The organism is Photorhabdus machadonis (genome assembly GCF_052657765.1).
This window is the reverse complement of sequence record NZ_CP199761.1, coordinates 165,688-178,245: the sequence shown is the minus strand read 5'-3', so window position 1 is coordinate 178,245 and position 12,558 is coordinate 165,688. Positions and strand designations below refer to the sequence as shown.

The following is a 12,558-nucleotide window of genomic DNA, read 5'->3' as shown; positions in this document are numbered from 1 at the left end:
CTAATCTACCAAGCTTACCAAATAGCTGAGAAAAAAACCGAGGTGCAGATCGTTGGCAGTTTAGCCACTCGCCTAGTGACTAAACATTAACCCAATCCACCGCTTCACGGGTCAAACGACCAATTTCTTGCCAATTCTGGCTATCCACCAGCGCTTTACTGACCATCCATGAACCACCACACGCCACAATACGCGGTACTGCAAGATAATCACGGATATTTTTCAGCCCAATACCTCCGGTAGGCATAACCTGGAGTTCAGTATAAGGGGCTAATATCGCTTTAATCATCGGCAAACCACCAGAAGGTTCTGCTGGGAAGAATTTCAGCAGTTTCAGCCCCAACTCCATAGCACCTTCAATCGCACTTGGGTTATTCACACCCGGAATAATCGGAATATTCAATTCCTGACAGGCTTTAACGGTATTTGGATTAAAACCCGGAGAAACAATAAAAGTCGCCCCCGCTTCCTTGGCAGCAACCACTTGCTCACGATTCAGAACAGTTCCTGCACCAATCAGCATATCCGGCCGAGCTTCTTTCAGCAGACGAATCGCTTCTGCCGCCGCTACGGAACGAAAAGTAATTTCAGCTACCGGCAAACCATTGTCAACCAGTGCATTACCCAGCGGAATAATATCTTCCGCACGATCAACCGCAATCACAGGAACAATTTTTAGCTGGCATAACTGCTCAATCATTTGTTTCATCGTTTTTTCTCCTGCGCTTAAAAGAAACTGTCAGTTATCGTTTTAGTGGCGCTGATTGGAATAATCGCCCCTTTATACTGAATAACGATACCCGCAAGACAATGCCCCATTTTTATCGCTTGTTGCACTGAGTAATCTGTCAGATAGCCAGCCAAAAACCCGGCGTTAAACGCATCTCCCGCCGCCGTGGTATCGACCACGTTGCCAACCAGCTCGGTTGGGATCGGCTCAATCGCCGTACCCTGCACCAAATTCTGATAATAGCAACCATCTGCACCCACTTTAACAATCGCTTCTTTAACCCCTGCCCGTTTAAGGCGAATCATAATTTCTGTCACTGATTTATCCCCCCACAAATTGCTTTCATCGTCATCTGTCACCAATGTTAATGAGGTAAAAGAGAGTAATTTCTGATAACAGGCTTGGGTTTCTGCCACATTTTCCCATAATACTGGACGGTAATTACTGTCGAAAACCACCGTTTTTCCTTGCGCAGCCAGTGCAGCCAATTGATTCAGTAATATTTCACGATCATCAGCAGGCAAGATAGCCAAGCTGATGCCACTGAGATAAATAGCATCCATCTGTTGCAACGATTGAATAACAGAAAAGAAATCAGGGTGGCGAACCATATAACGAGCAGCGGAATCATTACGCCAATACAGAAAAGTGCGTTCTCCCTGCTCATCAAGCTGAATCAGATACAACCCTGGCTGACGAGCAGGATCACGCAACACCAGATGCGTATGGATGCCCTCATTTTGCCAACATTTGATCATACCTTCGCTGAGTGAGTCCATTCCCAGCGCAGTAACAAAATTCACAGCAATCTTTTGCTGACTTGCCCGTGCTAAGTAAACCGCACTATTCAGCGCATCACCACCAAAAGTCTGATGCATAGTGCCGAAAGACGCACCATTAAGCTCAATCATACATTCACCAAGAAATGCAATCCGCTTCATTGGTTTTCTCCCGGCAAGGCAAAATAACGGCGGGCATTATTAAAGCAAATATTCTCGACCATCTGCCCTAACATTGCTCTGTTATGAGGAATTTCTCCGTTTTCTGCCCATTGCCCCAACAAGTTACAAAGAATTCGACGAAAGTATTCATGTCGTGTGTATGAAAGAAAACTACGGGAATCGGTCAACATACCGACAAACTGACTCAGCAACCCAAGTTGGGAAAGTTGTTCAAGCTGGCGCAACATGCCATCTTTCTGATCATTGAACCACCAGCCCGAACCAAACTGCACTTTACCGGCAATACCGCCCCCCTGAAAGTTACCTGCCATCGTGGCAATCACTTCATTATCCCGAGGGTTCAGGCAGTAGAGAATTGTTTTCGGCAATTCACCTGTCACATCCATGCTATCCAGCAAGCGGGATAACGGCCAGGCGATATTGCTATCACCAATGGAATCAAAGCCACTATCCACACCAAGCAGACGAAACATGCGGGTATTGTTGTTACGAATAGCGCCGATATGCATCTGCATCACCCAACCACGGGCCGCATATTGACGCCCAAGCCACACCAGAACCGCCGTTGTGTACTGCACAATTTCGAGTTCAGAGAGCATATCGCCTGTCAGCCGTTTTTGCAGGATCCTATCCAATACAGCTTCATCAGGAACCGCTGTATAGCGCAGATTCTCTATGCCGTGATCAGCAGCCCGGCAACCCTGCGCAGCAAAGTGATCGAGACGATGCTCCAGCGCGTGTAACACATCAGCAAAGGCAGAGATCGACACATCAGCCACCGCCTCCAACTGTTTGATGTAATCCGTGAAACCCGCCAACTCGATTTTAAATACGCGGTCAGGACGCCAACTGGGTAATACTTCGATATCGAAATTGTCATCTGCGGCAATTTGACGGTGATATTCCAGAGAATCCACCGGATCATCCGTCGTTCCAACCATACGCACATTCATTTGCCGCATAATGCCACGAGTTGAAAATTCCGATGTCGCCAGCTTTTCATTGCATTGATGCCAGATTTCATCAGCAGTTTCCGGCCCGAACACTTTCCCGGCGATACCAAACGGACGGCGTAATTCCAGATGCGTCCAGTGATAAAGCGGATTTCCCAACGTCAGTGGTACCGTTTTCACCCACGCCTGATATTTTTCATAATCACGGGTTTGTTTGCCAGTAATCAGTGATTCATCAACCCCTGCGGAACGCATTGCCCGCCATTTATAGTGATCCCCTTCCAGCCAAATCTGACCGAGGTTATCAAACCGGCGATTTTCGGCAATTTCACGCGGATTAAGATGGCAATGATAATCATAAATCGGCATAGCGGCGGCATATTCATGATATAGCTGACGGGCGGTTTCATTGTTCAGAAGAAAATCTTCACACATAAAATTTTTCATGTCTTGTCCCTGCGCCCAGATCAGCGTGTCGCCACAACGCGACGTGCGCCGTAGTCTAATAATTGTTGGTAAGCGTCACTCACTACCCGAACAAAATGCAGGTTGTCTGACAATGAGCCACCAAAAACAGCCAACAATGCGGGAACCACACCAACAGATAATCCATGTTGCCGATAAATAGCGTCAAATTGGTCAACCAACGGATCACGTACATCAATCCATTCGCCTTGCTCATCTTTACCGCTGATATAACGCATCCAGCCAGCAATACCCAAGGCCAGATGCCAATAATCGCTGCCATTCGCCAGATGATAAGTGACAGAATCAAGCATACGTTGGGGTAATTTTTGGCTGCCATCCATTGCTATCTGCCAGGTCTGGTGCTTAAGTCTGGCGTTACTGAAACGCTCAATAAGGAGGTGTGCATATTGGAAAAGATCCGTTCCTGCCGGCATCGTCAGAGTTGGAGCCTGCTCCTTCAACATCAGATCCAAAACGGCTTGCCTGTAATCAGGATCTACCATTGTGTCAGCAATATGCGCATATCCTCCCAAAGAACCCAGATAAGCCAAAAATGAGTGGCTGCCGTTGAGCATTCGCAATTTCATGGTTTCAAAAGGTGCCACATCTTCAACAAATTGTGCTCCTGCCACATCCCAATTTGGGCGGCCACTCACAAAATTATCTTCAATCACCCACTGGCGGAAAGGCTCACAGGCAATTGCGCATGGGTCATAAACACCCAATTGTTCAGCTATTTCCTCCCGCAATTCTGGCGTAGCCGCCGGAACAATGCGGTCAACCATAGTGCATGGGAACGTCACATTCCGATCAATCCACTGCGCCAGTTTTTCATCTCGTAAACGAGCAAAACCGATCACCGCTTCACGGGTCACTCTGCCATTCTCTCTGACATTATCGCAGGACATCACTGCCAACGGCGATAAGCCGCGTTCATAACGCAAGCGAAGCGCTTCAACAATATATCCAATAGCCGATTTTGGCGCGGTTGGATTAACTAAATCCTGTTGAATCAGCGCATTATTCACATCCAATTTGCCACTGGCGGCATCGGTACAATAGCCTTTCTCGGTAATTGTCAGCGAGATAATCGCCACCTGCGGCTGTGCCATAGTTTCCAGAATACCTTGCTGACCAACCAACTCAGGGTGTAAAGCATCAATCATTGAGCCGATAATTTTCAGCTCAGTTTGTTCTGCCCCTGTTTCCGCAATGGTACACAAGCAATCTTGATCTTTAAGTTGCTGAATCAGCGTCTGACCAGAGAACAAACTGACTTCACAAATCCCCCAATCACTGCCGGTTTTTTCCAGCATGTGGTGAGTAAAAACCGCCTGATGCGCCCGGTGAAAAGCGCCACATCCCAGATGAACAATGCGGGTAACCAGTTTCTGGCGATTATAGGCAGGAAAAGAAACAACAGGGCTGATTTCACCGTTGGCTATATTATGGATCATGGAATAATTCCTTTAACGACGCAGATTATCTGAATAATCAGTAATTCAGTAACATCTGGGGCAACCACAAGCTCAGTTGTGGCATAAAGGTCACCAGCATCAGAGCAATAATCAAAGCGCAGTACATGGGCACCAACGGTTTCAGTACCTTATTAATACTGACCTCACCGATAGAGCAGCCAACAAACAGCGCACTACCTACCGGCGGCGTGCAGATACCAATAGCCAAGTTGAACGTCATAATGATACCGAAGTGTACCGGATCAACCCCCATATTCTGTGCCACTGGCAGGAAAATCGGGGTAAAAATCAGAATCGCCGGAGTCATATCCATAAAGGTCCCGACCAACAACAGAATGATATTAATGACTAGCAGAATAACCAGCGGGTTTTCAGAAATCGCCATCAATGCATTAGCGATCAGATAGGGCAGATCAGCATTCGCCATTGCCCAAGACATTCCCATTGATGCTCCAATCAACAGCAGAACAATCGAAGTGGTCACAGCAGAATCGAGAATGATTTTTGGCAGTTTAGTGATACTGACTTCACGATAAATCAGTACAGCCAACACAAAGCTGTACAACACAGCAATCGCCGAAGCCTCTGTCGCGGTAAAAATACCGGCAATGATACCGCCCATAATGACCACAACCAACATCAGGGAAGGCAAGGCGCGAACCAGGGTGGTAAAAAACTCGTTCCATGTCGGCTTTGGCGATATTGGATAATTACGCCGCCTGGCAATAATCGCCGCCACAATCATCAGGGTTACCCCCATCAAAATACCGGGAATATAACCGGCTAAAAACAGAGCGGCAATGGATGTGCCACCAGAAACCAGTGAGTAAACGATCAAGGTATTACTGGGTGGGATCAACAAACCAGCAGGGCAAGAAGCAATGTTGACAGCAGCAGAATATTCCGGCTCATAACCCTCTTTTTTCTGCATTGGCGCCATCGTACCGCCGACTGCCGCAGCCGATGCCACCGCTGAACCGGAAATCGCCCCGAAAAACATATTCGCCATAATATTGACGTGAACCAGAGAGCCAGGCAAACGACCACCAATGACCTTTGCCAGATTAATCAACCGGGCAGCGATACCGCCCTGATTCATAATATTTCCCGCCAGAATAAAAAACGGGATAGCCAGTAAAGAGAAATTATCAACACCCACAGCCATACGCTGAGCGACAACGGTAATTGCCGCTTCCATTGGCAGAGTCATCATAATTGCCAGTAATGACGACAAACTAATCGCAAAGGATACTGGTATACCAAGCGCTAACAGCACGGCAAAGCTACCAAACAAAGCTAAAACCACTTGCCAATCCATAAGCTCAACCTCTTCTGTCTGGTGATGTTAATGACTTTCAGAAACCCCGGAGTCTTTACCTGAAAAATTCTGAATCAGAGAAACGATATCTGCCAACACATAGAAGATCATCAACACCCCGCTGATTGGCAGACATAAGTAGACATACCCCATCTGTAGGCCTAACGCCGGTGTAATTTGCCCGGTTTCAAGCGTTGAGATAGCCAATACCGATCCGCCATACACCAGTACGACCGCAGCAAACAACGCTATCGCCGCCTGTATCACCAAACCCACAATATTTTTACCTGTCCCCTTAAGTTTCATCATTAACAGGTCGATAGCTAAGTGACGGTGTTGACCTGTGGTATATGCCGCGCCAATCATGGCAACCCACATAAACAGATAACGGGCGAGCTCATCCGTTACCGTACTCGGCGTACCAAGCACATAGCGGGAAACTACCTGCCATGTGATACAAAACACCAAAAAAGTGGAAAGGCAGATGGTAAAAAATGCCAAACCTTTATTGATGCAATCCACAAGGTTTTTCATGGGGCTTTATCCTTATTAGCCTTTACGGATGCCATGTTTGGTTGACCAGATAGGGAAGAACTGCCTGACCAAAATAAGTAAAAGGAACTTTACGTCACCCGGATTATAAGATCCAGGTCAAAAAAACATCCAGTGAGCGGGATCACAAACTGATTGGTTGACCAAAAAACCGGATTATTTTGAGATCTTGGTCAACCAAATGGTTTTTACTTTTTGACGAAAACCAAAGTAGTGCTTATGGTTTGACCGTCAGTTCAGTTGTGCCCGTAACCTATTTACAGCAATTGGAGAACGAACAATGAACAATTCTAAGCGTGTTTTATGTACTGTCATCGGCGCGATGTTCGCCTTGGGGGCATCACAAGTCATGGCAGTGACAACATTAAAACTCAGTCATAACCATAACCGCGATCACGCAGTACACAGGGCAATGACTCAGTTTGCTGATGAAGTTCGCCAAAAAACGAATGGCGATGTTCGTATTCGGATCTATCCCGATGCACAATTAGGCAGCCAGAGGGAATCGATGGAGCTGATGCAAAATGGGGCACTGGATTTAGTTAAATCTAACGCTGCGGAACTGGAAGCCTTTACGCCGGCCTATTCTGCTTTTAATTTACCTTATCTGTTCCGTGATAAAGCACACTACGAAAAAATCAAAAACGGAGAGATTGGTAAAGAGATCCTCGCTTCCAGCAAAAACAGCGGGTTTGTCGGTATAACCTATTATGAAGCTGGTGCACGCAGCTTTTACGCCAAAAAACCGATTCGCACTCCCGCGGATTTAAAAGGCATGAAAATCCGGGTACAACCTAGCCCAACCGCCATTTCAATGGTGAAAAACCTGGGCGGAAACCCAACACCGCTGGCTTACGGCGAACTGTATACCGCCCTGCAACAGGGTGTCGTGGATGCCGCAGAGAACAATATTCCCTCTTTCAACCTGAGCCGTCACAGTGAAGTTACAAAGTATTTCTCACTGGATAAGCACACTATGGTGCCTGATGTCTTGGTGATTTCTAATAAATCGCTAAATAAACTGTCATCAGCACAACAAAGAATTCTCATGGATGCGGCAGCCAACTCTTCGGAATACATGACGAAGCTATGGGAAAAATCAGAAGCGAAGGAGCGGCAGAACGCAGAAAAAATGGGGGTCAAGTTTGTTGATGTTGATAAAAAATCGTTTGAAGAAGCCGTCAAACCTATGTACGACGACATCAAGAAAACTGATCCAATGCTTTACCGTATGGTAGAACGCATTCGTGCAGTAAGATAAACATCCTTGGTGAAGGTCAAATGGCCTTCACCCTTAAGCGGCATTTTTGGTTGACCAATTCCTATTTTTGACTATGATCTATGCAATACAATAATAATTATCTTAATGGTCGTGATGTAATGAAGCATTTACTTGAGCCAAAACGCCCTTACCAGAAAGTTGGCGTTTCATTAAGGCAGATGATTGCCAACCAGCAATATCGTATCGGGGATCGTTTACCACCAGAGCGAGAGCTTGCTGATTTATTAGGGGTTTCCAGAACAGTTGTACGTGAAGCCTTAATCATGCTCGAACTGGAAAACCTAATTGAAGTTCGCAAAGGTTCCGGGGTTTATATTATCAACCTCCCTCACTGGTCGTTGTCTTCATGCTCAGTCAACGCGGCAGGACCTTTTGAACTATTACAGGCTCGCCAATTGCTGGAAAGTAATATTGCTGAATTCGCCGCAATGCAAGTCACACCCAACGACATTGCGAATATGCGCCAGGCATTGAAAAGAGAGTCGGAAGATTTGGCTTCCGGTGAAGACGAATCCGGTGACAGAGAATTTCATCTGGCAATTGCGGAAGCGACACATAACAGCATGTTAGTTGAGCTGCTTAAACAATCCTGGGCATGGCGGGAAAATAATCCCATGTGGCTGAAACTCCATAGCCGAATCACCGACAAAGATTACCGTAAAGAATGGCTGCATGATCATCAGATCATTTTGGCCGCCATGATCAAGAAAGATCCGATGGCAGCCAAACAGGCAATGTGGCAACACCTAGAAAATGTGAAATTACGTTTGCTGGAATTATCTGATATTGATGATCCCTATTTCGATGGTTATCTGTTTAATTCATATCCCTATCAAATAGCAAAGAAGCGTAATTAATTCAGCAAGATAATTTATAAATAAGTTTTTATATCCAGTTATTCCGGTGGCTATTTTTCATTCTGAATTTGTGCAAAGGTAAATAATAATGGAACAAACCTGGCGTTGGTTCGGCCCAAATGATCCTGTTTCCTTAGATGATATTTGTCAGGCTGGTGCAACGGGTATCGTCACCGCATTACACCATATTCCTAACGGACAAGTTTGGCACAAAGATGAAATCTTGGCCCGTAAAACGCTAATCGAAAATAAAGGGCTTATCTGGTCAGTGGTTGAAAGTGTACCGATTCATGAAGAAATTAAAACTCAGACAGGTCACTATCAGCAATGGATTGATCACTACAAAACTTCGCTGAAAAATCTGGCTGAATGCGGCATAAATACCATCTGTTATAATTTTATGCCAGTGTTGGACTGGACACGTACCGATCTTGAGTATCTCCTCCCTAATGGTTCTAAAGCCCTGCGTTTTGATCAAATTGCCTTTGCCGCATTTGAGATCCATATCCTCAAACGCTCTGGCGCGGAAGTTGATTACACTGTTGAAGAACAAGCTCAGGCAAAAATCTATTACGACAATATGTCTGGTGCTGATATTGATAAACTCACTGCTAATATCATTGCCGGCCTGCCGGGTGCCGAAGAGGGCTACACACTGGAAGAATTTCAGGCGCAATTGGATCGCTACAAAGATATTAGCCGCGATAAACTGCGTGAGCATCTGGCTTATTTCCTGCACCAGATTATTCCTGTGTGCGAAGCACAGGGTTTACGTCTGGCAATTCACCCGGATGACCCACCTCGCCCTATTCTGGGCTTACCACGTATCATGTCCACTATTGAAGATATTGAATGGCTGACAACCATTGAACCAAGCCCGGCTAACGGCATCACAATGTGCACCGGCTCTTACGGTGTTCGTGGTGATAATGATCTGGTTGAGATAATTCAGCGCTACGGCAATCGAATCTATTTTACTCACCTGCGTTCTACCCAACGGGAAGAAAACAGTAAAACTTTTCATGAAGCCGTTCATCTGGCAGGTGATGTAGATATGTATAATGTGGTTATGGAAATCCTGCGTGAAGAATATCGCCGCAAAGCAGCCGGCGATAACCGTTTAATTCCAATGCGTCCTGATCACGGCCACCAAATAATTGATGACCTGAAAAAACAGACGAATCCCGGTTATTCCTGTATTGGCCGATTAAAAGGTTTGGCCGAATTTCGCGGGCTGGAATTAGGTTTAAAACGGGCGTTTTTTGAGGAAAAATAATAAGATTGAGTAATTAACTATATTTATTAGTAACCCTAAAAAGGGTTACTTTTTATATTTATTCACATCAAGATTATTATCAGGTTATTGGAATAAGACTTTACTTTATTATTTTAATTAATTTACTAACGGCGGCAAACAAAAAACTCTCGGCAAGTTCTCTGTTTTTCAATAAGTAAGAATAAGTTATCCCAATTTATTTTTAGCAAAAATCGCATAGCCTCTAGTTTTCAACGCAGTATGATCTTTACGGGATATATACTGGTTACGAGTAGTTCTCAATCCACCCTTCTTCCATTCTGGCCATTGTTCAACTATTTTACTCGCTTCGCTTAAATAAGAAAAGAATTCTTCTCTATTAGTCATTTTTTTAACTCCTTCATTAAGTTATCCACGTTAGCTGCTGATTCGGTCTCTTTTTCTATATAAGATAATGATAGCATCCTCATTCTAAGCATTCCATCTTTTCTATGCCATTTAACAACCTTACCATTCTTATCTTTTCTTTTTATTTTATATCCCTAGATTTATTGAGAACAAGTTAAAGAAACAGCGAGGCCCAACTTCTACGAATAGCTCAAAAATCACTTTATTATCAGAAACCTCTTCTTCAGAAGTCTCAATAGAATCAGGATGAAAATCAAAAGCTTTACTTTTAGGATAAGGCTCAATATATACAACACGTTTTATGCCACAGGCAACGATATGTTTTGCGCAGTTATGACAAGGAAATGTAGTACAATTTCAACACCTTCAATTGAATCCTCTACATAATCAGGCTAATATAATCCTCCGCCAAATTGTGGTACATCATTAGCCCCAGTTGAAATTATGTTTTTCTCTTTCGTTAATACAGCACCAACCTGACGGGAACAAAAATATCGTAGCCATGTAAAAAAGGCAGAACATAAATATTACAGTTCTGCCAGACAAACGCTTTACTTAACTCCTATTTTTTATTTACAAAAATATCTATCACTTAACTCGGATAAATTCTATTTTCCAACAACGTGAATTATTGACATAAAGATGAGGTTCATCCGTATCAGAGTCCAATTCAAAATCAATAATCAACTCTGTAGCCTGAGAAAAATAACTATTCCCATAAACCCATCGTAAGACTTCTTTTTTTCCCGGCAAAACAACCGCATCAATATAGAGCTTGTCACCGGAGGCTTCAATAGTGAGTATAGCTTCTGTTTCTTGACTATAATAGCGGCCTGACAATCGCTGAATATCAATATCACCTTTACCAATCATCTTTTTCAAATAAAAAAAATTGCCATTTTCATCAATCTGTTCCAATGCGATAACATCATTATTTTCAATGATGGGTCTGAACCGAAATTCGCCCCTCTTCTCTTGGAATGTGCCATCAGAATTGAAGATAATCGGATTACCTTTTTCGAATAAATTACCTAATAAATAGCAATCCTCCTTGGTAATAATATAGGGATAGGGATCTACCCCTTTGAACATACCGGTGATATCAATATCACCGGTATAACAAGGCTGTTTTTCTGGTTCCGTCATATTAGAGTTAAACAATACATCAATACACTGTTGCATAAATTGAAAGGCATTAGTATTCGTTGCAGAGGTCACAATAATACCTAATTTAGCTTCAAGCAAAATACCAACTTCTGATTTGAAACCACTATAACTACCACCGTGTCGTATTATATTTTGCCCCTCACGTTGGTCAATAATAAAACCGTAAGCATAATTATTACCGTTACCATTGATTAAATCTGGCATACGGGATAACCGAGGTAATAGATCCTGAACAATGGATGGAGAATAAAACGCTCTCATCCAATGACATAAATCATTCACCGTAGAATGAAGTCCTGAACCCCCTACCACTGCATCATTAAGATCATCTCTTTTCCACTGATGCAAATTCTCGTCATAAGTGTAGCCCATTGCCCGATCAACGATAATCCCGGTAATATCATCATAGAAAAAGGTATCTTTCATCTTTAATGGGATGAAAATATTTTCTTCGGCATATTCTCTCAGCGATTTACCTGAAACCACTCGGACTATTTCCGCCAGCAAATTATAGCCAGTGTTACTATATAGAAAATATTCCCCAGGAGTAAAATTAAGCGCTTGTTGCCGTTGAGCTAGTTTCCTCACTAACTCAATACGGCGGTGATCAAAATCTGTGTTTTTACCTGCCAAACTATAAAGCAAAAACTCATCCCGTAACCCGCTGGTATGATGAATAAGATGCGCGATGGTAATATTAGAGAAACCAGCAGGGAAATAATCTAAATATTGTCCTACTTTATCATTGACACAGAGCTTTCCTTCCTTTTCCAACAAGGCAATACAAAAAGCCGTGAATTGTTTTGAAGTACTCGCCAAATAGAATTTAGTTCTGGGATGTACAGCAACCGAATATTCAATGCTGGCTTTCCCAATATAGCGTTCATAAATGGTTTTATTTCCATGGGTAACAGCGACAGCAAGGGCCCCACCCTTTTTCTTATTTTCAATATCAACTAGTTCGTTTATTTTATTGATAAGCAATTTAATATTATTTGTAGATATATTCGATTCCATTATTAATTTCATTATTTTAAGGTTATACAAACCAAGGTATATAGATGCAGTCTGGTAGATAATATATCGACACTATCCTGCCATAAAAATACCATTCTCATTTCCTATTTC

The 12,558-nt window shown here is 43.6% G+C and carries 11 protein-coding genes; 3 read left to right on the top strand and 8 right to left on the bottom strand.

Features of this window, described 5'->3' with window-relative positions:
- Positions 1-79: 79 nt before the first annotated feature.
- Genes ACUN2T_RS00895 through ACUN2T_RS00870 form a run of 6 tightly spaced genes read right to left on the bottom strand, consistent with a single transcriptional unit; the run spans position 80 to position 6,443 of the window.
- On the bottom strand, positions 80-709 hold the full coding sequence (locus ACUN2T_RS00895) for a bifunctional 4-hydroxy-2-oxoglutarate aldolase/2-dehydro-3-deoxy-phosphogluconate aldolase (RefSeq protein ID WP_445495808.1): 630 nt from the start codon (positions 707-709) through the stop codon (positions 80-82).
- A gap of 17 nt (positions 710-726) precedes the next feature.
- Entirely contained in the window at positions 727-1,671 is a 945-nt protein-coding gene (locus ACUN2T_RS00890) for a sugar kinase (protein ID WP_445495807.1), read from the bottom strand.
- Positions 1,668-3,092 carry a glucuronate isomerase gene (gene uxaC / locus ACUN2T_RS00885; protein ID WP_445495806.1) on the bottom strand — a complete coding sequence of 475 codons (1,425 nt, stop codon included), beginning with the start codon at positions 3,090-3,092 and terminating at the stop codon, positions 1,668-1,670. Before uxaC ends, ACUN2T_RS00890 begins: the two co-directional genes overlap by 4 nt.
- Positions 3,093-3,112: 20 nt before the next feature.
- Positions 3,113-4,570, bottom strand: coding sequence for a fructuronate reductase (locus ACUN2T_RS00880; protein ID WP_445495805.1), 1,458 nt, complete (start codon positions 4,568-4,570; stop codon positions 3,113-3,115).
- Positions 4,571-4,607: 37 nt separating this feature from the next.
- On the bottom strand, positions 4,608-5,909 hold the full coding sequence (locus ACUN2T_RS00875; protein WP_445495804.1) for a TRAP transporter large permease: 1,302 nt from the start codon (positions 5,907-5,909) through the stop codon (positions 4,608-4,610).
- 27 nt (positions 5,910-5,936) lie between these two features.
- Complete coding sequence (locus ACUN2T_RS00870; RefSeq protein WP_445495803.1) at positions 5,937-6,443, bottom strand: TRAP transporter small permease; 507 nt, start codon at positions 6,441-6,443, stop codon at positions 5,937-5,939.
- 298 nt (positions 6,444-6,741) lie between these two features.
- Here ACUN2T_RS00870 and ACUN2T_RS00865 point away from each other — a divergent pair, with 298 nt between their 5' ends.
- From ACUN2T_RS00865 to uxuA, 3 genes are all read left to right on the top strand, one after another.
- Positions 6,742-7,722, top strand: a complete 981-nt coding sequence (locus ACUN2T_RS00865) for a TRAP transporter substrate-binding protein (protein WP_445495802.1) — start codon at positions 6,742-6,744, stop codon at positions 7,720-7,722.
- A 119-nt stretch (positions 7,723-7,841) separates the two neighbouring features.
- A complete protein-coding gene (locus tag ACUN2T_RS00860; protein WP_445497773.1) occupies positions 7,842-8,600 on the top strand; it encodes an FCD domain-containing protein in 759 nt (252 codons plus the stop codon).
- Between the two features lie 88 nt (positions 8,601-8,688).
- Entirely contained in the window at positions 8,689-9,876 is a 1,188-nt protein-coding gene (uxuA, locus tag ACUN2T_RS00855; RefSeq protein ID WP_445495801.1) for a mannonate dehydratase, read from the top strand.
- Between the two features lie 186 nt (positions 9,877-10,062).
- Here the strand turns inward: uxuA and ACUN2T_RS00850 are convergent, their stop codons facing one another.
- A complete protein-coding gene (locus ACUN2T_RS00850) occupies positions 10,063-10,242 on the bottom strand; it encodes a hypothetical protein (RefSeq protein WP_445495800.1) in 180 nt (59 codons plus the stop codon).
- 609 nt (positions 10,243-10,851) lie between these two features.
- Positions 10,852-12,447 (bottom strand): serine hydrolase domain-containing protein, encoded by a 1,596-nt coding sequence (locus ACUN2T_RS00845; RefSeq protein WP_445497772.1) that lies wholly within the window; start codon positions 12,445-12,447, stop codon positions 10,852-10,854.
- Between the last annotated feature and the right edge of the window lie 111 nt (positions 12,448-12,558).

Bases quoted from the DNA above. Each gene is read 5' to 3' on its own strand.
- ACUN2T_RS00895 (WP_445495808.1), bottom strand. From the start codon at position 709: ATGAAACAAATGATTGAGCAGTTATGCCAGCTAAAAATTGTTCCTGTG.
- ACUN2T_RS00890 (WP_445495807.1), bottom strand. From the start codon at position 1,671: ATGAAGCGGATTGCATTTCTTGGTGAATGTATGATTGAGCTTAATGGT.
- uxaC (WP_445495806.1), bottom strand. From the start codon at position 3,092: ATGAAAAATTTTATGTGTGAAGATTTTCTTCTGAACAATGAAACCGCC.
- ACUN2T_RS00880 (WP_445495805.1), bottom strand. From the start codon at position 4,570: ATGATCCATAATATAGCCAACGGTGAAATCAGCCCTGTTGTTTCTTTT.
- ACUN2T_RS00875 (WP_445495804.1), bottom strand. From the start codon at position 5,909: ATGGATTGGCAAGTGGTTTTAGCTTTGTTTGGTAGCTTTGCCGTGCTG.
- ACUN2T_RS00870 (WP_445495803.1), bottom strand. From the start codon at position 6,443: ATGAAAAACCTTGTGGATTGCATCAATAAAGGTTTGGCATTTTTTACC.
- ACUN2T_RS00865 (WP_445495802.1), top strand. From the start codon at position 6,742: ATGAACAATTCTAAGCGTGTTTTATGTACTGTCATCGGCGCGATGTTC.
- ACUN2T_RS00860 (WP_445497773.1), top strand. From the start codon at position 7,842: ATGAAGCATTTACTTGAGCCAAAACGCCCTTACCAGAAAGTTGGCGTT.
- uxuA (WP_445495801.1), top strand. From the start codon at position 8,689: ATGGAACAAACCTGGCGTTGGTTCGGCCCAAATGATCCTGTTTCCTTA.
- ACUN2T_RS00850 (WP_445495800.1), bottom strand. From the start codon at position 10,242: ATGACTAATAGAGAAGAATTCTTTTCTTATTTAAGCGAAGCGAGTAAA.
- ACUN2T_RS00845 (WP_445497772.1), bottom strand. From the start codon at position 12,447: ATGGAATCGAATATATCTACAAATAATATTAAATTGCTTATCAATAAA.